General features: G+C 40.8%; 17 protein-coding genes and 2 pseudogenes. 8 read left to right on the forward strand and 11 right to left on the reverse strand.

Annotated elements, in window-relative coordinates:
• Positions 1-3 precede the first annotated feature (3 nt).
• Together IPZ59_RS03670 and IPZ59_RS03675 are read left to right on the forward strand one after the other, a co-directional pair.
• Positions 4-1032: a PorP/SprF family type IX secretion system membrane protein gene (locus IPZ59_RS03670; RefSeq protein WP_236138531.1), complete on the forward strand. Its 1029-nt coding sequence runs from the start codon at positions 4-6 to the stop codon at positions 1030-1032.
• A gap of 109 nt (positions 1033-1141) precedes the next feature.
• The gene (locus IPZ59_RS03675) at positions 1142-2671 is read left to right on the forward strand and encodes a cryptochrome/photolyase family protein (protein ID WP_236138532.1); all 1530 of its coding nucleotides are present in this window, start codon (positions 1142-1144) and stop codon (positions 2669-2671) included.
• A gap of 18 nt (positions 2672-2689) precedes the next feature.
• Here IPZ59_RS03675 and IPZ59_RS03680 read toward each other — a convergent pair whose 3' ends face one another.
• Complete coding sequence (locus tag IPZ59_RS03680) at positions 2690-3832, reverse strand: DmpA family aminopeptidase (protein ID WP_394800726.1); 1143 nt, start codon at positions 3830-3832, stop codon at positions 2690-2692.
• A 6-nt stretch (positions 3833-3838) separates the two neighbouring features.
• The gene (locus tag IPZ59_RS03685; RefSeq protein WP_236138533.1) at positions 3839-5257 is read right to left on the reverse strand and encodes an aldehyde dehydrogenase family protein; all 1419 of its coding nucleotides are present in this window, start codon (positions 5255-5257) and stop codon (positions 3839-3841) included.
• Between the two features lie 590 nt (positions 5258-5847).
• Here IPZ59_RS03685 and IPZ59_RS03690 point away from each other — a divergent pair.
• Positions 5848-6822, forward strand: a complete 975-nt coding sequence (locus IPZ59_RS03690; protein WP_236138534.1) for a PorP/SprF family type IX secretion system membrane protein — start codon at positions 5848-5850, stop codon at positions 6820-6822.
• A complete protein-coding gene (locus IPZ59_RS03695) occupies positions 6813-9197 on the forward strand; it encodes an OmpA family protein (protein ID WP_236138535.1) in 2385 nt (794 codons plus the stop codon). The genes IPZ59_RS03690 and IPZ59_RS03695 overlap by 10 nt, the downstream gene beginning before the upstream one ends.
• A gap of 108 nt (positions 9198-9305) precedes the next feature.
• Here the strand turns inward: IPZ59_RS03695 and IPZ59_RS03700 are convergent, their stop codons facing one another.
• Both IPZ59_RS03700 and IPZ59_RS03705 read right to left on the reverse strand, forming a co-directional pair.
• A complete protein-coding gene (locus IPZ59_RS03700; RefSeq protein WP_236138536.1) occupies positions 9306-9764 on the reverse strand; it encodes a phage tail protein in 459 nt (152 codons plus the stop codon).
• A 69-nt stretch (positions 9765-9833) separates the two neighbouring features.
• Positions 9834-11279, reverse strand: a complete 1446-nt coding sequence (locus tag IPZ59_RS03705) for a S41 family peptidase (protein WP_236138537.1) — start codon at positions 11277-11279, stop codon at positions 9834-9836.
• A 354-nt stretch (positions 11280-11633) separates the two neighbouring features.
• Between IPZ59_RS03705 and IPZ59_RS03710 the strand changes: the two genes are divergently transcribed.
• Together IPZ59_RS03710 and IPZ59_RS03715 are read left to right on the forward strand one after the other, a co-directional pair.
• On the forward strand, positions 11634-12470 hold the full coding sequence (locus IPZ59_RS03710; protein ID WP_262912250.1) for a tyrosine-type recombinase/integrase: 837 nt from the start codon (positions 11634-11636) through the stop codon (positions 12468-12470).
• Positions 12460-13613 (forward strand): annotated as a pseudogene (locus IPZ59_RS03715) (IS91 family transposase). The gene IPZ59_RS03710 and the pseudogene IPZ59_RS03715 overlap by 11 nt, the downstream one beginning before the upstream one ends.
• Before the next feature lie 287 nt (positions 13614-13900).
• Here the strand turns inward: IPZ59_RS03715 and IPZ59_RS03725 are convergent.
• Together IPZ59_RS03725 and IPZ59_RS03730 are read right to left on the reverse strand one after the other, a co-directional pair.
• Complete coding sequence (locus IPZ59_RS03725; protein WP_236138541.1) at positions 13901-15010, reverse strand: SIR2 family protein; 1110 nt, start codon at positions 15008-15010, stop codon at positions 13901-13903.
• 151 nt (positions 15011-15161) lie between these two features.
• Entirely contained in the window at positions 15162-15707 is a 546-nt protein-coding gene (locus IPZ59_RS03730) for a hypothetical protein (RefSeq protein ID WP_236138542.1), read from the reverse strand.
• 723 nt (positions 15708-16430) lie between these two features.
• Between IPZ59_RS03730 and IPZ59_RS03735 the strand changes: the two genes are divergently transcribed.
• Together IPZ59_RS03735 and IPZ59_RS03745 are read left to right on the forward strand one after the other, a co-directional pair.
• Positions 16431-17267: a tyrosine-type recombinase/integrase gene (locus IPZ59_RS03735; protein WP_262912251.1), complete on the forward strand. Its 837-nt coding sequence runs from the start codon at positions 16431-16433 to the stop codon at positions 17265-17267.
• Positions 17257-18409 (forward strand): annotated as a pseudogene (locus tag IPZ59_RS03745) (IS91 family transposase). Before IPZ59_RS03735 ends, IPZ59_RS03745 begins: the two are co-directional and overlap by 11 nt.
• 288 nt (positions 18410-18697) lie before the next feature.
• On the opposite strand, the gene IPZ59_RS03750 reads toward IPZ59_RS03745, so the two are convergent.
• The 5 genes from IPZ59_RS03750 to IPZ59_RS03770 all read right to left on the reverse strand — a co-directional run bounded on the left by IPZ59_RS03750 (position 18698) and on the right by IPZ59_RS03770 (position 25008).
• A complete protein-coding gene (locus IPZ59_RS03750; protein ID WP_236138541.1) occupies positions 18698-19807 on the reverse strand; it encodes an SIR2 family protein in 1110 nt (369 codons plus the stop codon).
• A 214-nt stretch (positions 19808-20021) separates the two neighbouring features.
• Complete coding sequence (locus IPZ59_RS03755) at positions 20022-20504, reverse strand: hypothetical protein (protein ID WP_236138546.1); 483 nt, start codon at positions 20502-20504, stop codon at positions 20022-20024.
• A gap of 638 nt (positions 20505-21142) precedes the next feature.
• Positions 21143-22144 carry a DUF4238 domain-containing protein gene (locus IPZ59_RS03760; RefSeq protein WP_236138547.1) on the reverse strand — a complete coding sequence of 334 codons (1002 nt, stop codon included), beginning with the start codon at positions 22142-22144 and terminating at the stop codon, positions 21143-21145.
• 570 nt (positions 22145-22714) lie between these two features.
• Complete coding sequence (locus tag IPZ59_RS03765) at positions 22715-23404, reverse strand: hypothetical protein (RefSeq protein WP_236138548.1); 690 nt, start codon at positions 23402-23404, stop codon at positions 22715-22717.
• Between the two features lie 623 nt (positions 23405-24027).
• Positions 24028-25008 carry a hypothetical protein gene (locus IPZ59_RS03770; protein ID WP_236138549.1) on the reverse strand — a complete coding sequence of 327 codons (981 nt, stop codon included), beginning with the start codon at positions 25006-25008 and terminating at the stop codon, positions 24028-24030.
• Between the last annotated feature and the right edge of the window lie 21 nt (positions 25009-25029).

A 25029-nucleotide genomic window follows, 5' to 3' on the forward strand; every position in this document is an offset into this window, starting at 1 on the left:
GCCATGAAAAAGATACTCGTATTGATCGCCCTCATGATGCTTGCAATTTCTGTGAAAGGCCAAGATATTCAGTTCTCTCAGTTTTATGCTGCTCCGGTTTTCTTAAACCCAGCCTTTGCAGGAAGCTCTGAGATGACACGATTTGGAGTCAACTACAGAAATCAATGGCCTGGAATGTCCCATACTTTAAATGCTTATTCCGCCTATTTGGATCACTATGCATTCAACATCAATAGTGGATTTGGTATCATTGCCAACGGCGTGACTGAAAGCATGTCAAACTTGAGAACCAGTGAAATAGGAGCAGCTTACAGCTACAGATTACAATTAGGCTTCAATAGCTTTTTAAGATTTGGAGGTCAGGCAAGCTTTGTCAGCAGAGATGCGGATTTCAGTAATGTACTTTTTGGAAGCAGCATTGATCCACTCACCGGCGAAAGCAGCTTGCCTTCCGGGGAAAACCTTGGATTGGATGTCAATCATCGCTATGTAGACTATCATTTTGGAATGCTCTATACCAATGAAAAAGCTTGGTTGGGAGTATCAGCACATCACATTGGTCAACCAAATATATCTTTCATAGATGACCAAATATCCAAGTGGCCAATCAAATACTCTGTCCATGGGGGAGTCAGCTTTGATTTAGCTGGAGGAATGGGAAGAAATTACATGAATAGAAATGAAAATCAACGAAATTTGGTGATTGCGTTCAACTATAAGCATCAAGATCCGTTTAATCAGTTGGATTTGGGAACTCAACTTGTATTACAACCCCTCACCTTAGGTCTCTGGTACAGAGGTTTACCCACTCCTGGACTTAAAAGGCCAAACAATGAATCGTTGATAGGTGTTGTTGGAATATCTTTAGGCAATGGTATAGATATCGGATATAGCTACGATTATACCTTGTCAAACTTGGGCATAGCCAATACAGGAGGAGCACATGAAGTCTCTATGAGATTTTCCTTCTTAGCAGGCAGTTCCCAAAACGCAGCAGGCAGAAAATCAAGTATGCCTTGCTTTAGATACTAGAATTTAGTCCCTATAAATACCAAAGCCTCTCTAACCCTTGGTTTTTGAGGCTTTTTCTTTTTTCAAACATTCTACTACATTTTTGATTTTATTAGCAAACAACTTTCGTATGTCCCAAACGCTTCGATTGATTTTAGGAGATCAACTCAACATTAAGCATTCTTGGTTTGATGAACCTCAAAAAAACGTTCGCTATGTTTTAATGGAAATGAGGCAGGAAACAGATTATGTACAGCATCATATCCAAAAGATCGTAGGATTTTTTTTGGCGATGAGAAATTTCGCCGAAGCGCTAAGACAAAAAGGGCATCAAGTCGATTATTTTCAGCTAGATGATGCTGACAATACACAGCAACTGGAAACTAACCTCACGTATCTTATTGAAAAATATGGGATAGAATCTTTTGAATATCAACTTCCGGATGAGTATAGACTAGATCAGCAATTGAGCGCTTTTTGCAAGCAGGTATCTATTCCGACAAAAGCATACGACACCGAACACTTTTTAACAAGCCGCACTTTTCTGCAAGAGTTTTTCAAAGGAAAGAAAACTTACCTGATGGAATCCTTCTACCGAGAAATGCGCAAAAAATACGATATCCTGATGGACGGCAAGGAGCCATTGACCGGAAAGTGGAACTATGACCATGATAACAGAAACAAATTAAAAGATCCTCTGCTCTTAAAAGCTCCCAAAACTCACCCCAAAGATGTAAGTAAACTAATGGATGTACTCACTGCCTCCGGTGCCAAATGGATTGGATCGATTGATGCAGCGACGTTTGAATGGCCAACTACTCGGGAAGAAGGACTGGAAATACTTTCTTATTTCTGTGAGCAATTACTCCCAAAGTTTGGACAGTACCAAGATGCCATGTACACAGGACATACCTTTTTATTCCACAGCCGGCTGAGTTTTGCCATGAACATAAAATTGATCAGCCCCTTGGAGGTGGTCAGTGAAGTGGAAAAATACTGGTACAGCCACCAAGACAAGGTGGACATTGCACAGGTGGAAGGATTTATCCGTCAAATCATTGGATGGAGAGAATATATGCGAGGAATTTATTGGGCTAAAATGCCGGATTATGCTTCCCTTAATTTCTTTGAACATTCACGAAAACTTCCTGAATGGTTTTGGACAGGAAAAACCAACATGAATTGCCTTCACCATGCCATCGGTCAGTCCTTAGACCATGCATATGCACACCACATTCAGCGACTCATGGTAACTGGAAACTTCATGCTTTTAGCAGGAATTGACCCATCTGAGGTGGACAAATGGTACCTGGGAATTTATATCGATGCCATCGAATGGGTGGAAATCACCAATACCCGTGGCATGAGTCAATTTGCTGATGGTGGGATTGTCGGTACCAAGCCTTACGTTTCTTCTGCCAACTACATTGATAAAATGAGTAATTATTGCGATGGCTGTGCATACGACAAGAAAAAGAAAACCGGCGCGAATGCCTGTCCCTTCAACAGCCTTTATTGGGATTTTTACCAGCGTAACGAGGATAAACTAGCTAAGAATCCGAGAATCGGCATGATGTACAGAACTTGGAGCAAAATGAAAGATCAACAGCAAATCTTAGAGCAGGCGAAAACCCACTTGGAAAATATTGAAAACTTGTAAGCTAGTATTGGTTTTGATTTAAGGTATTTTGACCTTTTGATAGGTTTTCATTAGTTCCAAAACCTTACCCTTTGGAAGGGCTTCTACTTTTCTCCCATCTTTTCCAATCATATCTTCTGCTGCAAAGAGGGAATTGATGATAGCCTCCTCCGTAGCTTCTATCACCGCTAGAAACAAGGCACTTGCATGGTCGTTTGAAAGCAAGATAGGCATATAATACTCTCCTTGTTTAACTTGGTGAGGAATTCTATTTTCCTGAAAAGTAGAAAAAGCAATGACATAATCCCCTGATCCATTGGAAGCAATCCCTCCCGTCTTTCCTAAGCCGAGCATCGCACGCGATGCCAGTCGCTTGAGGTTCCGTTCACTCAAAGGGGCATCCGTAGCCACTACAATCATGCATGAACCATCTGCTGATTCCAATTGATTTTTGAAAACATATTGACCTAATTCTTTTCCTATAGGGACACCATTGATTTGCAAGACCCCTCCAAAATTACTTTGCACCAGTACTCCTACCGTATAGCCTCCCAGAGACTCTGGTAACACTCGAGAAGAAGTACCTATGCCGCCTTTAAAGCCAAAACAAACAGTACCCGTGCCCGCTCCTACATTCCCCTCTTCCACTACACCTGAACCTGCTTGCTGAATTGCCTCTAGCACATCTTCTGAACTGATATGCATGCCCCGAATATCATTCAAAAATCCATCATTGGTTTCTCCTACCAACGCATTGACCGATTGGACTTGCTCATTGCCTGCTTGATTGAGTGTGTAACTCACCACAGCAGCGATGGCCGGAGCTACGCTTAAGGTATTGGTCAAGATGATGGGGCTTTCTAGATTCCCTAGCTCTTCCACCTGTGTACTTCCTGCAAGCTTACCAAAGCCATTGCCCACATAAATTGCAGCAGGAACTTTTTGCTGGAAAATGTTTCCCGGATGTGGCAGAATAGCTGTGACTCCTGTTCGGATCGAACTACCTTCTATTTTTGTCAGCTGTCCTACCTGCACACCCGTGACATCTGTGATTGCATTAAGGGCACCGGGCGATAATACGCCTATTTCCACTCCATATTTTCTTGCTGCCGATTGGGACATCACGTGATAGCTCGTCAAGAAAAGGAGCAGGGTTATTATATAGTTGCTACGGGTAAACATGTTGAATTAAAACCATTTCAATAAGGAGGCTACGACTTTTTTGGCCATGGCTCCGTAGGGTGGGTAAAGGGGTTTTGATGCAGTCAATCCAATGCGCTGCTCCATCACAGCCTTTTCATTGCTAAAAGCGAGGAATCCATAATAGCCATGTGCTTTTCCGATACCACTGTTATTGACTCCCCCAAATGGTAGCTCCGTTTGAAGAAAATGCAATACACAATCGTTGGCTACGGCGCCTCCGGAAGAAGTACTCGCAATCACATTTCGATTGAATGAATCAGAATTAGAAAACGTATACAGCGCCAACGGTTTAGGGTTAGCATTGATGTAATCAATCGCCTCGTCAATTTCTTGATACTCCATCAATGGAAGTAATGGACCGAAAATTTCTTCCTGCATGATAGCCATGTCTTGTGTCACATGTGAAATCAATGTTGGTTCAAAGTAGTTTTCAGATACATCTATGGTACCTCCATACTCGACCACGGCTCCTTTGGAAACAGCATCCTGCAAGAGTTGGGACAATCGCTGCAAATGCTTGGTATTCACGATACGGGCATAATCAGGGGATGCTTGAACCCCTTTTGCTGAGGGATTATACATGTCCTCCAAGCTTGTTTTAATCGCTTCCACGAGTTGTTTTTTGACCGAAGTCTGAACTAACAAATAATCCGGTGCTATACAGGTCTGACCACAATTGACAAATTTACCCCACACGAGTTTCGAGGCCGCATCTTTTAGATCCACTCGCTGATCAATTACCGCTGGAGATTTCCCCCCCAATTCCAGCGTAACCGAAGTCAAGTGCTCAGCAGCTGCTTTCATAATAAGTTTACCTACCATCGGACTACCAGTGAAAAATATATGGTCAAATGGCTTTTGAAGTAAGCGCTGGGCAACTTCCACTTCTCCTTCTATGACCGCAACCACGTTTTCATCAAACACTTCTGCACATAATCTTCTGATCAGTGCGGAGGTATGTGGAGTCATTTCGGAAGGCTTGATGATCGCTGTATTGCCAGCAGCCAAAGCAGATACCAAAGGCCCCAAAGCCAAATTGAAAGGATAATTCCATGGAGCAATTATCAGACAGACGCCTTTAGGTTCTAGCTGCACATAGGATTTGCTGCCGAGCATAGTTAAAGGAGTAGGAACTTTCTTCGGTTTCATCCATGAAGACAAATGTTTCAGCGTATGATTGATTTCAGATGTGACTACAAAGATTTCACTGATATCAATTTCTGTATACGGCTTTTTAAAATCTGCATGGATAGCTTTTCGAATGTCTTCTTGATGATCCTTGATCCAATTTAAAAGGGCCGTCAAAAGTTTGACTCTTGCTGCTACCGGGCTTCTCCGTTGCTTAATCGCTTGAGTTTGCTGTAAACTAAATATTCTATCAATGGTATGCGCGGTATTTTCCATGAGTTGCTCTGACAAGTTAAAGCTGATTGATGTTTCAAGTTATCAAATTTATTAGATCCTGTCACTGCAATGAATGAAAAAAACTAGGAAGAATAAACCTTCGTCTTTGTAATTCGTTATTTACTCATCACCTAAATAGTTGTTTTATGCAGTGGAGCCTGGAAAGGATTATTCCCAAAGAGATTTTGGGAGAAAATCATCGAATACGTATTATAAAAGAATACATCAAGAAAATTAAAAAAGAACGAAGAAAATAAGTTAAAAGAGGCTAAATGCCTCTTTTTTTTGCTTTTTACGCATTATCCATTGTTTAGAAATACATTAAAAAGTATTTCATTGCTAAAAAAATGAATTACAAATAAAAATTTTTTCGATTTCTCTTTGATATGAAAAACAAAAAAGTGTATTTTTACAGCAGAAATAAATATTTGAAATTTTAAGGATTTCAAATACTTATCATTTCAAAATAAAATATCCCTAAGAACAGCTTTAACCAAAGCATTCGATTGAACTCTAACTTGACTAGCCAGTGATTATTTCTGGAATCAACAACCGAATCGAGGTTATCAACTGCTAAAAATTAACGATGTATGAAAAAGATTTTTGGATTTCTGATAATCGCTTTGACCATAACCGTTTTGGTTCCATCAAAATCTTGGTCGCAACAGCTTCCGCAGTTTAGCCAGTACATTTTTAACGGGCTACACATCAACCCTGCTTATGCAGGGTATAAAAACCAAGGATACATTCAGAGCACCTTCCGTAACCAATGGGTAAATTTCCCAGGTGCTCCCCGTACCTTTACAATCACAGCTGACCTAAGTGCCAATGAAGGCCTGATGGGCTTCGGTGTATCCCTCTTGAGTGATCAGATTGGACCTACCAGTACTTCTACAGGAATGCTGACATACAGCTACCGCATTCAGACCGGTAAGGAGAGTTTCCTTGGTCTGGGTATCAGTGCTGGGGCCAGCCAATACATGATCGATGGAAGTATGCTCGATCCAGTAGATCAGTTGGATCCAAATCTTCCCCTAGGAACAGAGGTGATGTTTACCCCTAACATGAACATGGGTGCTTTTTTCCATACCGACCGCTTCTATGCAGGTGTGAGTGCCTTCAACATGGTCGGCAGAGGAGTTCTAGAGCGTGAGGATATTTCACTCGCTTTTCACGATTTTCATTACTACATTACCGCAGGGGCATTGATTCCCGTGTCCGATCGTGTGGAGTTTAAGCCTAGCTTTCTGATCAAGGAAGTAAAGGGTGCACCGACCAGTGTCGACATCAACGGAATGTTCTTGTTTATGGAGCGTCTGTGGCTCGGAGCCAGCTACCGTTCCAACATACGGATGTGGAACGAAAACCTAGAAGGTACGCTCAACAACCGCACAGCAGTGGCTTTCATAGCAGAGATCTTTGCGACAGAAAATCTGCGTATCGGCTATGCCTACGATGCCAATCTGAATGCCTTGCAGAATTATAGAAACAATTCCCACGAATTTTCGGTAGGTTATTATCTTACTCCGCGGAATGTTAAACTTAAAAACCCGAGATGGTTCTGATCATGAGAAGCAAAACTACTTATATCAAATTTTTGGCAGCCCTGCTGCTGTTCATGTACACAATCACCGCCGAGGCGCAGCGTCCCCTGCTCAGGTTTGCAGACAAGCAGTTTGAACTAGAAAACTACGCGCATGCAGCCCAGGTATACGGTGAAGCGTATGCACGCAAAGAAACGTACGAGACAGCCCGAAAGCTGGCAGTGACCTATCAGACCCTGAGGGATTATGACAAAGCCTTCGAATGGTGGGGTAAAACAGTAGCCTACGAAGAGTCTAACAAGGATGATTTTTACCTCTACCTGATGGCAGCGATGCAGGCAGGAGAGGCGGAAGACCTCAATGCTTTCCTCACAGCAGGCGGATACAGCAGCTTTGATTTTCCTGGCCTCGACCTGGAGACGCTTGAAAAACTTTACGGAGAGCGCAAAAACGTGAAACTGGTACAACCCAAAGGCATCAACAGCAGCGGCTCGGACTTCGGACTTTCCCGTCATGAAGACAGCCAATATTTTTCCAGCGACAGGGGTGGGGTTTCCTCCTCCAAGCGCAAGGCCATCAGACTGGATGCCAAAAACAACCTGTTCTCCGATGAGAAGAGTAATTTCAACGAGCGCGAGTACTACAGACTTTATGTCAAGGAAGGTTCGGAAGAGGCCAAGCCTATCGTGATCGATCTGGAAGGCGTACAGCACGTATCCGATGTTCACGTGTACGGGGAAGGAAGCAAAATCATGTACACCGCCTTTGTGGGGCAGACCAAGGTAGGCAGCAGAAAGCAGAGCATGAAGCTGACCAATTTCCCAGGGATTTTTTACGGAAATCTACAGGCAGATGGTACGGTCTCCGACAGTAAGCCTTTCCCGCACAACAGCATGCTGGAATACGGGATGATGAACGCCTTTTACGATGCGCAAAGCGGCAGACTCTATTTTGCTTCCAACAGGGAAGGAGGCTATGGGGGTTACGATATTTATTATGTGGAGTATGATGGGGTGGACACCTTCGGAGAGCCTGTCAACCTCGGCAGCGGGATCAATACCATGGAGAGCGAAAGCCATCCTTCCCGTGTAGGGGACTGGTTTTACTTCAGTTCCAGGGGCCATGTAGGATTGGGAGGCATGGATATCTTCCGTGCCCCGTACAGTGCAGCAAGCATCGGCACTCCTGAAAACATGGGCGTACCGTTCAACAGCCCAAGGGATGATTTTGCCTATGTAGAGTTTTCGGACGGCAAGCGTTACCTGTCTTCGGACCGAGAGGGCGGCATGGGTCTGGATGACATCTACTTGGTCGAAGATCTGCACAAGCGTCTGATCGCTCGGGTGATCGACTGCGACGGCAACATCATCGCCGAGGAGTTTGACGCAGACCTTCGCCAAAAAGGAGGCGATCAGCTAAATACCAAGCGAGGAGCCACTGGAGAACTATTGGCAGACCTAGAGCCAGAAAAGGAATTCGGATTGGTGATCAGCAAAAAAGGCTATTTCACCATCACGGACAACACCTTGAGTACGGTCAACCTGAAGGAGGAGAAGCTCGAGCGTGAATACAGGCTTGCAGCCATCCCTTATCAGACACCCGTATATGTGGATATTGTCTACTACGATTTGGACAGATCCAAAATCAGAAAAGATGCACAGGAAGCACTCGACAAGATAGCAGAGCTGATGAACCGATACAGCTTCCTTGATCTGTTGGTGGGCAGCCACACAGATTCAAGGGCGAGCAGGGCATACAACGAGGCACTGAGTCAGCGCCGGGCGGATGCTGTCAAGGATTACCTAGCAGGCTACAACATCGGGGCGGAGCGTATCAGGCTTGAATGGTATGGAGAGGAAGTACTCACCAACGACTGTGGGGACGGGGTACCCTGTCCGGAGCCGGCACATCAGCTCAACAGAAGAAGTGAACTGGTACTCGAGGCATTCCCCGACAAAGACAAGCAGTATGAGCTGCCCAAGGAGCTGATGGGTAAAGACCTCTGCGATATCAACGGCCTGTTTGACAGCCTGCGAAATGAACTGAACAGCCTTCCGACCATCTACTTTGATTTTGACAAAAATACATTGAGATCAGTGCATAAGAAAGAACTCGAACGTACGGCCATCATGCTTAACCGCATGAAAAACCTACAGCTATCTATCGCAGGCCATACCGATCAGCGAGGCAGCGAGGAGTACAACAAAGGGCTGAGCGAGCGCAGGGCACAGGTGGTGATGGACTACCTAGTCAACAGGGGAGTGGATGCTGCACGCATGCAGTACCAATGGTTTGGAAAAACCCAGCCGGTCAACGACTGTGGAGCCATCCCATGCACAGAAGCCATGCATCAGCTCAACAGAAGAACAGAACTCCGATTGGGAGGGGTAAACTAATGGTATTTATAAGGGACTAAAAATATTTACTTAGGGACTAAATTATGGTTAAAGCCAATGCTACTAAGCATTGGTTTTTTTCTTTATTTGCTGGGTATAGTTACCTGTTTATCTTTTATTTGTTTCAATCCCTCCATGATAAACTTCCATATGATCTATAGCTACTCCGCTTTGCCCTACCTCTGCATTATCTGTAAAAACAAGTTTTGCTAACGAAGCATTTCTTAAGGTCCATAGTATGATTACAGCCCCACTTTCATCCGCCAATGAAATGGTAAGATCTTGACGATAAACGGTACCCGACTGAATTTGTCTATACCAATCCCAAAAAATACTCTCTTTACTAACTAGCCCATTCTTCAAGAAAATAGGCTTATGCTGTCCACCACTCCCAGGTACGCTGCTGGTAGAAAATACAGGACTAAAGCTATGTCTATATTCTAACACTTGTGGCACCATTTCCAAGCCATCAACTTCTTGAAATGGAATATTTCTTAGTGATCCCCAATCTACCAAAAAGACAAGTTTCGGTACAGGCCAGGTGTTATCTGGTAATTCTTCTATCATGATGCTCACGTTTTTATCTTATATATGAAGGGGGCATGGACCACAGATACTCGGTTTTTTTGCACTCTTTCAGTTATCTATATAATTTCGGAAAATATAATTTACAGGATCCACTTCTAAGTTAAGAAATTCATCTGGCTCAACCGATTTCATGCCCTCTTCTTTTTTATTAGCTAAATTATAAACCGAAGAAATTTGATACGTCAGCTTAGAATTAGGCAAAGCAAAATGAGCCAAAGCAAAACCATTGAAAGAGTATAAATTACCCGTTGCTTGTCCAATTACCTGACCCATATTGTAAAACTTAAACATTTCAGCGAAGATTGATCCTGCCGAAAAGGTGTTATGGTCTGTAATCAAATATACATTTCCAATGAATCTTTCTGTAAGCGGAAGTGGATGGATCATTTCATAATTGACTTCTACCATTTCATTCAGTTTTGCACCATAAAAAATACTCGCATATTCATTCACTAAGTAAATTGGTTTAAACCATCGGATACTTTTAGGCACAAACTTTCTGTCAAATGCTTCTTTAAATTCCGGAGTTATTTTCCAATATGCTTTGGATAACTTTCTAAATGGTTCTGTGGCAAAATACCGTGCTAAATGTTCACCGTAGCTGTCAGCACCTCCTGTGTGCCCTCTAACATCTATTATTAAGTGCGCGGAATTATTGTTTTTTAATGTTTGAAAGGATTGTTTGTAAAAGCGTTTAATTTCTTTTTCATCACCAGTAAAGTCTGAAATTTTCATATAGCCAACTTGGTTATCCAATAAGTTGAAACTGTATGATTCAGTTTGATTTTTCATCAACCCTTTTCGGCTTTCCCATTTTATGCCGGTTACAAGAATTGAATCTATACTGGAACTTTCAATTGCTTTAAAATGAATGTTAAAATCTTCCTCCCAAGGGTAGGTTTTCCATAAATAGAACCCCAAATCATCCGATATTTCCAAAAGTTTTAGTGAGTGGGTTTCTCGTGTAGCGTGGGTGAGTAAATCGCTAATCAATTCATCAGAAGTCTTCCCATTAATTTTTATTATTTCTGTATTTTCGGGCAAAACCTGCTCTTGATTTTCACTTCCTGAAACAAGTATTTTATTATCAACTATTCTTGCCGAAAGGGGAAAGAATAGTTTCCCTTTTTGTACATAATCTGAGAGAACATACCTATCAATCGCATTGGAATGCGCATCATTGTAACCAATGATTATTTGGTCGATCATACGCCAAAAGTTTATCATGGTCAAACTATCTGGAAGCTGTAGCTTTATGGAGTCGATCTTTGATTGGTGATGGGTTTTTGGGAAAAATCTATAGGGATTCGGGTGAATCCTCTCAAAGGTGCTTGTTAAGTGATCCAGATCAATACACATTTCTTCCTTTGATATATATCTATTGATATCAACCAACCTGATGGATTCATCTTCTGATGAGTCAGACAATGAAGCTAAATAAGCAATCGTGACTATCAGTACCGCAATTAAAATCCATCTAATTTTCTTGTTCATTGCAAACTTTATATTTCTGATGTTCTAATGGCAGTTCTGTTAAAGTAATGGAGGACGGCAGTTTGCGGATATGACATGTTGCAGACTTCGGAGCACTTCACTGTCAACCAAGCATAACTTGTCCCGCAAAAGCGGGAAACTTTGACAGAAGCACGACTTGTTCCGCCAAAGTGGGAAAGCTTGATTTAACCACTGAACCGCCACTTTTGGGTAGGTGCTGTTGAACTGACACCCTACGGGTGAGCGATTTACCTAAATTCTACTTATTTTTAGTTATATCAAAATCTTTCATCATGAAAACTCAAAAAAAACACGCTGGGCACCGTAGCCCTCAATGATTCCGCTCAGGGGTATTTGCTAAAACTCGCTTCTTTCCTAGAAGCAAAAGCATATTCCCCCATGACCATCCGCAACTATATGGCCGAAATGCGCTTTATTTTTGCCTATTTCAATCATCTCAATCCTGAGCAGCTCACCCAAGATCACATCGCCTCCTACATCAACTACATCAAAAAAGAACATGCGGTGAGTAGAGATAAATGTAGAATGACAGCCCAAAGCTGTAGCTTCTTTTTTAAACACATTTTGCCTTCGCCCTACGTAGTGCCTCACGCCCTCTATCCCCGAAAGGAGTTCAGGCTTCCTGAGATTCTCACCCAAGAGCAGATCAGTCATGTAATCCAATCTACTACCAATATAAAGCATAAAGCCATCATTGCTCTGTTCTATGGAACAGGGATCAGGCTGAGCGAACTTCGTTTTCTTGAAATGAAACATATTTCTCGGACAGACATGCAGCTCAAAATTGTGGCTGGTAAAGGTAGTAGGGACAGGTTTACAATCCTTCCTGCTGCCGTTCTTCCTCTACTCGAAGCATATTACAGGGTACACAAGCCGAAAGTCTTTCTCTTTGAAGGACAAACTCCAGGCAAAGCTATGAACGACCGCTCCATACAGCATGCCATCCGCATGGCCATGAATCAGGCGGGCTTTGAACAGTATGGTTTTTCTGCACATTCTATCAGGCATTCCTTTGCTACACACCTCTTGGATGCCGGTACGGACATCCATACCATCAAGCAGCTACTTGGACATTCCAAGATAGAGACTACCATGATCTATCTCCACCTGACCAAACAGCGCAGGGATAAACTCGTCTCTCCTCTTGACCTGCTCGGTCATGGAAACTGATGTTTCTTTTCAGTCCCTGTTCAGGCATCAATCCATCTCCAACTTCAATCCTTACAGCAGAGCGGTCTTTGCCGATCTTACTGCCTGTCATACCGCCGCAAAAGGGTATCACCTCAGCAGGTGCAATGAGCTGCATTGTGGAAACATCGCCCATAGATACCATTCCTGCGGCAACAGGCACTGCCCCAACTGTGGAAGCATGAAAAGGGATGCCTGGATTGAGAGTAGAATGGACGAACTCCTACCTACCGCCTATTATCACATTGTCTTTACCCTGCCACATGAACTCAATCCAGTATTCATGGGGAACAGAGCTAAGCTATTCGACCTTTTGTTTCTGGCAGCTTCCCAAACCCTGCTCAAGCATGCAAAGATGCCTGAATACCTTGGTGCCGAACCGGGGATCACAATGGTACTGCACACATGGGGACAGGATCTTAGTTTTCACCCTCACGTCCACTGCATCGTCAGTGCCGGAGGATATGACGGACAGAGATGGGTAGATGCCAAACGCAAAAACAACCGATTCCTTTTTCCACAGAAAAGTATGGCAAATATATTCAAAGCAATCTTCATGGAAGGGTTGGAAAAAGACAGCTCAATTGGCTGGATTGGAAATAAAAACAGCTTACTGAAAGCCATAAGGTTCAAAAAATGGAACGTCTATGCCAAAGCTCCTTTCGGTTCGCCTGACAGGGTAGTGGAATATCTTGGACGTTACACACACAAGATTGCCATCACCAGACACCGAATCCTTGAGGTCAACGCAACACACATCAAGTTCAAATACAAAGACTATTCAGACGGTTCCAAAACAAAACAGATGTGGCTTACCCATCAGGAATTCCTTCGACGGTTTGAGCAGCATATATTGCCAAAAAGGTTTGTCAAAATCCGACACTTCGGATACCTGAGACTACAGGAAAAACTGAACGGTTGGCACTGATACGGTCGTCACTTAATATGCAACCAGCCAAACCCAAAGTCATCATCCCATTCCAGATCAGAATGTTTGAAAAATACGGCAGGGATATCCACAAATGTCCCTGCTGCGAACATGGAAGAATGGAGACCATCTTTGATACTAGGGACAAACCAGGAAGAAAGCCAAAACCTCTTAAACCAAATCCCGCACCTTCTTGATCCAATTTCTGGATCCAAGAAATCAAGGGTTGGGTCCAAGACATGCCGAAAATTCAAATCCCCAGGTGTTGGGTGGGGGAAGTCATGCCCAAAGCAAAGCAAAAACTCCCAAAGTCATCGAAAAACAGAAACAACCGCTTCCTAAAATCCACCAACCCGCCTACTATTCCACCTAGCAAGACCTTCACCCTGCGAATGTCAGTCAACAGCCACTAGCAAAAAGCCCTGATAGATTTTTTCTCCTATCAGGGCTTTTTTTCGAGGACTTTTCTCTAGTGGGCTAAATGTTACCTGCTGTTATTTTCATTCATTAAGTTGTCAAATAGTCGTGATTTTAAGAATTTCTCAAAAGTCATTTCTTTATAGTTTACATTTTTGGAAAGTGTTTCATATCTATGAACCAAGTCTTTCGCTGAACTTTTATTTATTACAATTATTTCATTTTCGGGATTGAAGTGTCTCTTTACCAAAGCACGGATATGAACGTCAGCTTCAGGAAATGAATAACCAATAAATATTAATTTTTTAGCTCCACGTATTGTATAGCCTGCTTCTTCGTATAGTTTGTTAAAAATAAAGTTGTTGTTGGATTTTAAATGCGAAGGGACTTGTATTAATGAGGTCAATTTATGTCCGTCAAAAGGGCAAGTTGTAATTTGACTTTCAGTAAAAGACTCAAAAGAATCAGTTTTAAGGTTAATTCTATGTTGCCAAGGTGTCAGACCTACTTGAGCACAACAGCTACAATACTTCCAATTTAAGCTTCCGTGAATTTTTATAAGTTTTGTCCTGATAGGTGTATGTTCACCGAATTGAGTTACCGGTCTATTGGGATTTTCCCACCAATCAAAAGGCGTTATGTTGTTTGGGTATCGGAAGTTTATTAGGTCAATGCAATAATCAACTAAATAATCACTATAAATTTTGTCAAAAGCTTCGTCAATTAGTGTGTCATAATTAGTTGTAATTACACCAATTTGTTTTCTGTTTATTCTGATTGTTTCCCAAAATTGCCTAAAATTTTCACTTGTCTTGGTTTTGCTACTGATTACATAGTGAAGTATTTTAGTCAGATTGGTTTTTAATTTAATCAATTCTGTTATAGTCCATTTACTTGATAAACTAAAGGAGTTATTTAGGTGAAAGTCTATAAAACCAAATACTTCTTCAAGTGTGGGTAGTTTTCCGTTTATCGAAAAATTTTCTTGTAAAAACTCTCTAATCTGTTTGCCTGGTTCCGATTTGGTTATTTGTAAGTCGTTATTGTTTAATATTATTGGGATAATATCAGATTGTATTGGTATTCCGTCTGGATATGAAGAGCCTGCACCAAAAATGAAAACTAATTCAGGTTGGTCATTCTGTAAAGGTAATATGTTGTTCTGTCGTGTCCTCATTTATAATAGCAGGTAACGTTTTGCGTATATGACTTGTGGCGGTTTTTGAAGCACTTTCTTGTCGGCTTGCAACAAACTTACTTAAAAGCACAAAGCTTGAATTTATCCCTTTTCCCGCCATAAGTTATATACGCTGTTGTGGTGTCGTTTTTTATTTTTTTCCTATTGGTACTTTCAATTCTTTACGAGTCCATTTTGTTTTAATCTCAATGAATTCAACAAATTTGGATAGTCCAACGAGATGTTGATGAACTTTTACTTGCTCGTTTTGTGTCTTCAAAACCAATAATCCCGAAAGAGCTTTAAATCTAATATCAGAAATGTCCGACCATTTTATTTCTTTCACTTTTCCGTACACATTGGTCGCAATTATCGAATTGTCGCCAAATGTTACTCTATGATTTCGGTAGTACATTAAGCAAGGTATTCCTGTTCCCCAAAAAATGAGTAGCATTAGAATAACGCCAATCCAAACTCCACTGTCATTTACCCCTGCTGTTAATGGAAGGAAAATCAGGAACAGTAGTCCGAAAAGTGAACCGACAATTCCCATAATCCCATAAAGCTTATTCATTCTTAAATTGAAATATCCACTTTCGTCCGATGCAACCGCTTTTCCTGTCGCTTTAGTCAAAAAGGCAAGAGCTGTCGAAACGGCTATTCCAATTATTGTATATAGAATTATCTTCTCTGTCATCGTTCGTCTTTAAATGCACCACAACTTACTTATATGTCTGAAAAACCCACCCATATATACCCTACGGAAGCTTGCTAAGTCTGATTTTTCAGCCGTATTTTCAACTCCCTAAACCTACTAAATACCCTCCAACGAAAAAATACCCTGATCAGGGTATTTATTTAGTTTTTTACATAGGTAAATGACTCATTGCTTTACTCATTCCAACATACGCCATCTTTTGAAGATTGTCAGTAAGGCCATGCTGTTGTCCCGGTGACGAATGATCTGTTTTACTTATGGATAGTGATCGTTTTTTTTCTCCATGATTTCCGATGGAAGTTATACCCTAAAGCAACTGATAACTGATCAAAAAAAGTGGTCAAGATTATCGGATTTATTGGTAAAGATTCTTCAGGGTATACCATCCACTCCATTCGTTTAATCCCCATAGCTAAACCAGCTCTGAACAGCGCTACACTTCTGTCAACGTTTTGGCGCTTGGCGAAGAAGCGGATTTCGAAGCACTAAACTGTCTGCCAGCACTGAACTTGATACGAAGCACAAAGCTTCAAGTAAGCCCTGAACCGCCACTTTTGGGTAGGTGCTGTTGAACTGACACCCTACGGGTGAGCGATTTACCTAAATTCTACTTATTTTTAGTTATATCAAAATCTTTCATCATGAAAACTCAAAAAAAACACGCTGGGCACCGTAGCCCTCAATGATTCCGCTCAGGGGTATTTGCTAAAACTCGCTTCTTTCCTAGAAGCAAAAGCATATTCCCCCATGACCATCCGCAACTATATGGCCGAAATGCGCTTTATTTTTGCCTATTTCAATCATCTCAATCCTGAGCAGCTCACCCAAGATCACATCGCCTCCTACATCAACTACATCAAAAAAGAACATGCGGTGGGTAGAGATAAATGTAGAATGACAGCCCAAAGCTGTAGCTTCTTTTTTAAACACATTTTGCCTTCGCCCTACGTAGTGCCTCACGCCCTCTATCCCCGAAAGGAGTTCAGGCTTCCTGAGATTCTCACCCAAGAGCAGATCAGTCATGTAATCCAATCTACTACCAATATAAAGCATAAAGCCATCATTGCTCTGTTCTATGGAACAGGGATCAGGCTGAGCGAACTTCGTTTCTTGGAAATGAAACATATTTCTCGGACAGACATGCAGCTCAAAATTGTGGCTGGTAAAGGTAGTAGGGACAGGTTTACAATCCTTCCTGCTGCCGTTCTTCCTCTACTCGAAGCATATTACAGGGTACACAAGCCGAAAGTCTTTCTCTTTGAAGGACAAACTCCAGGCAAAGCTATGAACGACCGCTCCATACAGCATGCCATCCGCATGGCCATGAATCAGGCGGGCTTTGAACAGTATGGTTTTTCTGCACATTCTATCAGGCATTCCTTTGCTACACACCTCTTGGATGCCGGTACGGACATCCATACCATCAAGCAGCTACTTGGACATTCCAAGATAGAGACTACCATGATCTATCTCCACCTGACCAAACAGCGCAGGGATAAACTCGTCTCTCCTCTTGACCTGCTCGGTCATGGAAACTGATGTTTCTTTTCAGTCCCTGTTCAGGCATCAATCCATCTCCAACTTCAATCCTTACAGCAGAGCGGTCTTTGCCGATCTTACTGCCTGTCATACCGCCGCAAAAGGGTATCACCTCAGCAGGTGCAATGAGCTGCATTGTGGAAACATCGCCCATAGATACCATTCCTGCGGCAACAGGCACTGCCCCAACTGTGGAAGCATGAAAAGGGATGCCTGGATTGAGAGTAGAATGGGAACTCCTACCTACCGCCTATTATCACATTGTCTTTACCCTGCCACATGAACTCAATCCAGTATTCATGGGGAACAGAGCTAAGCTATTCGACCTTTTGTTTCTGGCAGCTTCCCAAACCCTGCTCAAGCATGCAAAGATGCCTGAATACCTTGGTGCCGAACCGGGGATCACAATGGTACTGCACACATGGGGACAGGATCTTAGTTTTCACCCTCACGTCCACTGCATCGTCAGTGCCGGAGGATATGACGGACAGAGATGGGTAGATGCCAAACGCAAAAACAACCGATTCCTTTTTCCACAGAAAAGTATGGCAAATATATTCAAAGCAATCTTCATGGAAGGGTTGGAAAAAGACAGCTCAATTGGCTGGATTGGAAATAAAAACAGCTTACTGAAAGCCATAAGGTTCAAAAAATGGAACGTCTATGCCAAAGCTCCTTTCGGTTCGCCTGACAGGGTAGTGGAATATCTTGGACGTTACACACACAAGATTGCCATCACCAGACACCGAATCCTTGAGGTCAACGCAACACACATCAAGTTCAAATACAAAGACTATTCAGACGGTTCCAAAACAAAACAGATGTGGCTTACCCATCAGGAATTCCTTCGACGGTTTGAGCAGCATATATTGCCAAAAAGGTTTGTCAAAATCCGACACTTCGGATACCTGAGACTACAGGAAAAAACTGAACGGTTGGCACTGATAGGGTCGTCACTTAATATGCAACCAGCCAAACCCAAAGTCATCATCCCATTCCAGATCAGAATGTTTGAAAAATACGGCAGGGATATCCACAAATGTCCCTGCTGCGAACATGGAAGAATGGAGACCATCTTTGATACTAGGGACAAACCAGGAAGAAAGCCAAAACCTCTTAAACCAAATCCCGCACCTTCTTGATCCAATTTCTGGATCCAAGAAATCAAGGGTTGGGTCCAAGACATGCCGAAAATTCAAATCCCCAGGTGTTGGGTGGGGGAAGTCATGCCCAAAGCAAAGCAAAAACTCCCAAAGTCATCGAAAAACAGAAACAACCGCTTCCTAAAATCCACCAACCAGCCTACTATTCCACCTAGCAAGACCTTCACCCTGCGAATGTCAGTCAACAGCCACTAGCAAAAAGCCCTGATAGATTTTTTTCTCCTATCAGGGCTTTTTTTCGAGGACTTTTCTCTAGTGGGCTAAATGTTACCTGCTGTTATTTTCATTCATTAAGTTGTCAAATAGTCGTGATTTTAAGAATTTCTCAAAAGTCATTTCTTTATAGTTTACATTTTTGGAAAGTGTTTCATATCTATGAACCAAGTCTTTCGCTGAACTTTTATTTATTACAATTATTTCATTTTCGGGATTGAAGTGTCTCTTTACCAAAGCACGGATATGAACGTCAGCTTCAGGAAATGAATAACCAATAAATATTAATTTTTTAGCTCCACGTATTGTATAGCCTGCTTCTTCGTATAGTTTGTTAAAAATAAAGTTGTTGTTGGATTTTAAATGCGAAGGGACTTGTATTAATGAGGTCAATTTATGTCCGTCAAAAGGGCAAGTTGTAATTTGACTTTCAGTAAAAGACTCAAAAGAATCAGTTTTAAGGTTAATTCTATGTTGCCAAGGTGTCAGACCTACTTGAGCACAACAGCTACAATACTTCCAATTTAAGCTTCCGTGAATTTTTATAAGTTTTGTCCTGATAGGTGTATGTTCACCGAATTGAGTTACCGGTCTATTGGGATTTTCCCACCAATCAAAAGGCGTTATGTTGTTTGGGTATCGGAAGTTTATTAGGTCAATGCAATAATCAACTAAATAATCACTATAAATTTTGTCAAAAGCTTCGTCAATTAGTGTGTCATAATTAGTTGTAATTACACCAATTTGTTTTCTGTTTATTCTGATTGTTTCCCAAAATTGCCTAAAATTTTCACTTGTCTTGGTTTTGCTACTGATTACATAGTGAAGTATTTTAGTCAGATTGGTTTTTAATTTAATCAATTCTGTTATAGTCCATTTACTTGATAAACTAAAGGAGTTATTTAGGTGAAAGTCTATAAAACCAAATACTTCTTCAAGTGTGGGTAGTTTTCCGTTTATCGAAAAATTTTCTTGTAAAAACTCTCTAATCTGTTTGCCTGGTTCCGATTTGGTTATTTGTAAGTCGTTATTGTTTAATATTATTGGGATAATATCAGATTGTATTGGTATTCCGTCTGGATATGAAGAGCCTGCACCAAAAATGAAAACTAATTCAGGTTGGTCATTCTGTAAAGGTAATATGTTGTTCTGTCGTGTCCTCATTTATAATAGCAGGTAACGTTTTGCGTATATGACTTGTGGCGGTTTTTGAAGCACTTTCTTGTCGGCTTGCAACAAACTTACTTAAAAGCACAAAGCTTGAATTTATCCCTTTTCCCGCCATAAGTTATATACGCTGTTGTGGTGTCGTTTTTTATTTTTTTACTATTGGTACTTTCAATTATTTAAGAGTCCAATTTTTTTTAATATCAATGAATTAAACAAATTTTGATAGTCCAACGAGATGTTGATGAACTTTTACTTGCTCGTTTTGTGTCTTCAAAACCAATAATCCCGAAAGAGCTTTAAATCTAATATCAGAAATGTCCGACCATTTTATTTCTTTCACTTTTCCGTACACATTGGTCGCAATTATCGAATTGTCGCCAAATGTTACTCTATGATTTCGGTAGTACATTAAGCAAGGTATTCCTGTTCCCCAAAAAATGAGTAGCATTAGAATAACGCCAATCCAAACTCCACTGTCATTTACCCCTGCTGTTAATGGAAGGAAAATCAGGAACAGTAGTCCGAAAAGTGAACCGACAATTCCCATAATCCCATAAAGCTTATTCATTCTTAAATTGAAATATCCACTTTCGTCCGATGCAACCGCTTTTCCTGTCGCTTTAGTCAAAAAGGCAAGAGCTGTCGAAACGGCTATTCCAATTATTGTATATAGAATTATCTTCTCTGTCATCGTTCGTCTTTAAATGCACCACAACTTACTTATATGTCTGAAAAACCCACCCATATATACCCTACGGAAGCTTGCTAAGTCTGATTTTTCAGCCGTATTTTCAACTCCCTAAACCTACTAAATACCCTCCAACGAAAAAATACCCTGATCAGGGTATTTATTTAGTTTTTTACATAGGTAAATGACTCATTGCTTTACTCATTCCAACATACGCCATGTTTTGAAGATTGTCAGTAAGGCCATGCAGTGGTACCGGTGAAGAATGATCTGTTTTACTTATGGATAGTAATCGTTTTTTACTCCATGCTTTCCGGTGGTAGTGCTACCCAAAAGCAACCCATAAAAGTCATATTAAAGTGGTCAAGATCATCGGATTCATTGGTTAAGATGGTTTGGGCACAGCATTCGCTTAATCCCCATAGCTAAACCAGCTCTGAACAGCGCTACACTTCGGTCAACGTTTTGCAGCTACCCGAAGGTGGCGATTTCGAAGCACTTCACTGTCAACCAAGCATAACTTGTCCCGCAAAAGCGGGAAACTTTGATAAAAGCACGACTTGTCCCGATTTCTCGGGAAAGCTTGATTTAACCACTGAACCGCTACTTTTGGGTAGGTGCTGTTACCAGCCGTATTTCTTCTAAAATAGTCCAAGGTCTTTCCCTTTTTGTATTAAGTCCCCGAATGATTTCATTTTTAAATTTTCTTCTTCTGTCAATGGACGTTCTGATATTTCCTTTGTTGCTAAATATCCTTTAAGTGAACTGTCCGAACCAAGTATAAACCTTTCTGAATTTTTTAATTGTTCATAGTTTGAGGTCAATTTCTCAGTAAAACACATAGTCCCACTTACGTTGTGTCTTAGTAACAAATGCTTAGTTTCTTTGTCCGAATATGGCATAAGAAATAACATATGCTTGTTGTCCAGAGGTAATTTTAGAATGTTCGTTGGGTCGAAAGGAGCTACGTGTCCGCCATTAATGTTTGAATAAACAACAGGATTGTCACTGGTAATAAACTCACAGTTTTCGTCTACCAATCTTGAAACATAAATACCGTCTCTTATTGTTCGGAGTTTAATTAGTCGTAATGCCACTTGAAGTTGTGTCAAGATTTGGACAGGGCGACTTTCATATTTATTTTCTTTTTGCAACTGTTCAAGAGTTTTACCTGCTACTGATATTTTCTGTTTATCAAACATAAAATAGTCTTTACCTGTCTGCTGACACATAAAATATGCTTGTTCTAAAACTCTATTGAAAAACTCGTTATGTAAGTTTACCCATTTCGTGGTTCTGTAAAACATAGTAACCACAGTCGAAATAATTAGCTCTCTTTCTTCGTCTGTTATTGTTTTTTTGTCAGGGTCAATTAGTATTTCATAAATTTTATTGTAGTGAACTTCATAGTTGTCGGAATAAAATTTTTCAATCAACATTCTTTCTTCGGCTGTGTCTCCAGGAAGTGTATATAAGTCCTTTTGAAGGCAAACATTAGAAATGTTCATTTCTATAATCTTATCTTCTTTGCAGTCTGCTGTCGGTAATGCTTTAATGAAAAATTCTCCCGAACGCTCTGTCGAAAAGTGTTTAAGATATGTTCTTGGAACGTAATGTTGTCTTTTTACTTCATTTTCTGGCATTTTCGTCAGTTTTTTAATATGGCAGGTAACTTAAATATATGTCTGAAAAACCCACCCATATATACCCTACGGAAGCTTGCTAAGTCTGATTTTTCAGCCGTATTTTCATCTCCCTAAACCTACTCAATAACCTCCAACGAAAAAATACCCTGATCAGGGTATTTATTTAGTTTTTTACATAGGTAAATGACTCATTCCTTTACTCATTCCAACATACGCCATGTTTTGAAGATTGTCAGTAAGGCCATGCTGTTGTCCCGGTGACGAATGATCTGTTTTACTTATGGTTAGTGATCGTTTTTTGTTCCATGCTTTCCGGTGGAAGGACTACCCTAAAGCAACCCATAAATAATCATATTAAAGTGGTCAAGATCATCGGATTGATTGGTAAAGATGGTTTGGGCACAGCATTCGTTTAATTCCCATAGCTAAACCAGCTCTGAACAGCGCTATACTTCGGTCAACGGTTTGCATATGACTTGTGGCGGTTTCGAAGCGCTTTCCTGTCTTCCAAAACCAAAGCTAGCTACAAAGCGAAAACCTTGCTGGTAGCCGTTCACCCTCCATAAGCTATATGCGTTGTTGTAAAGCGTTTTTATTTATTTCATTTTCAATCAATGATTTGAATTTTTTAAGTCCGTGTTCATATTTTTTGCTGTGCCAGTATCGTCCACCTGTTCCAGGATGGCATACAAATTCATATCTTACTCCTGATTCTGATTTTGGAATTTTCCACCTCAATTTGTCCCAAGATAGTTTAGATACAAAAATTACTAAATCAGGTTCTATAATTTTCACAACTTCATTAATTGTTTTTGCTCCAATTGTATAGTCAATTGATTTACAAAAGTTCTTTATTGAATCCCCAGTTTCTGGTGCTGGTCTTTGAAAGCCATTCATAAAAGCTACGTTTGTCATAGCTCTAAATTCCTCAACTTTCATAAATTCAGACATTCGAGTATTCAGTTCTCTGAATATCATATGTCCAGCTGGTTTCCAGTTTCCTTTCAGTATGACCCTTGTGTTTATCCATGCAATTTCTTCATCGGATAAGTCCGCTTGTGTGGAACTATACCATTTTTCGGGATTTTTGCTTATTGTCGATTTTGGTGGTAAATAATGACTTTCAGCAATCAGCATTATTTTCGGTGAATTGTTTTTTCCGTAATTTTTCCCGACAAAAGGTAGCATTGAAGGAAACCTTTGATAATGGTCAATTTCATTCAGTTTACTATCAAAAATTTCAGTCGATTCGTTCATAGTTTGTTGGTTTGATTAAATGTTTTACAACTTACTTATCCACCTGAAAAACCAACCCACATACACCCTACGGACGCTCATGAAGTCTGATTTTTGCAGCCGTATTTTCATCTTCCTAAACCTACTCAATACCCTCCAACGAAAAAATACCCTGATCAGGGTATTTATTTAGTTTTTTACCTAGGTAAATGACTCATTCATTTACTCATTCCAACATACGCCATGTTTTGAAGATTGTCAGTAAGGCCATGCAGTGGTACCGGTGACGAATGATCTGTTTTACTTATGGATAGTGATCGTATTTTACTCCTTGCTTTCTGGTGGAAGTTATACCCTAAAGTAACTGATAATTGATCAAAATAAAGTGGTCAGGATCATCGGATTGATTGGTTAAGATGGTTTGGGCACAGCATTCGTTTAATTCCCATAGCTAAACCAGCTCTGAACAGCGCTACACTTCGGTCAACGTTTTGTGTATTTAATTAGTTGGCGATTTTAATACACAAATCTGTCAGTAAGTGACGAGCTGTCTTTAAAGCACTTCTATGTCAATAAGTGACTGACCGCCAATTGATTAAATACACTGTTACCAGCCGTTTTTCTTTCGTCTGTGTCCAGTGTCATTATTCGTTAAACTTTTTATTTGTCCTAATTAACTCTCTCCAATTACTACCAAGTCCCACTACTACACCGTCACTACCTGCAAAAAATTCTTGCTCGGCAATAGAACTAAATTGCTCAAAGTCAAAAATTCTTGTCGGTTGAATTTCTTTTAAACTCTGTGTTTTATAAGCATCAAATATTTTTCTGTCAAGTCCAATGGTAAGATTAATGGCGTCAAATGTGTATGTAACAAAACCGCCAAACTCTTTGGTTGCATTGTCGTTGCTCGATAGAATGTTGAAAATGACTTTGTAGTAATTTGCTAAATATTCTTCGCTATCAGTTTTGATGTCAAAATAATCGTCATTGTAACCTTCGGGGTCAGACCAGTCAACCGTTAATTGTCCATTTGTAAAATGTGTAACTACTGCTACTCTTAAACTGGGATAGTCAGCACCAATTCGTCTTAAATTTCTTGTTTGGTTTTTTGCTGATGCAAGTAGTGTTGCTTCCATTGTATTTGTCCTGCCTTTGCTTTCCATAATTGTCCATCGTCTGCGATTGTCAAGTCCAATTAAGTCAGGTCGTGAACGACTTGAACCAAAACCAAACGCTTGTCCATTTCTTGAAAATTGGTCTCTGTAAACGTCAATGTGAAGTAGCCAAGGAATATTTAAAAGTTTTGCAGAAAGTAGTTTAGTAAAGGTCAGTCCTAAGAAATATGAAACCGCACTTTTTTCAGAAGGGTCAAGGTGTTCGTATGCTGATGACTTCACTAACGTTGTCCCATTTTGAGCAATGTTAGCAACCAATATTGAAGCTCTATACAAAATCTCATACTCGGAATAAATACCGTTACTCAAAACATCAATGAAGTTTGCTCGTCCAACGGTAATTGCTGACCACATTAATTCTTGAACTGTAAATTGCAGTTGTTTAGCGCCTTGAAAGTCCGCTCCAAATCGTGGTGGAAAGTTTTGACTGTTGTAGGTTATTTCCATTGGTCTTTGTCGTTTAGCTGT

The organism is Mongoliitalea daihaiensis, assembly GCF_021596945.1.
Taxonomy (GTDB): Bacteria; Bacteroidota; Bacteroidia; order Cytophagales; family Cyclobacteriaceae; genus Mongoliitalea; species Mongoliitalea daihaiensis.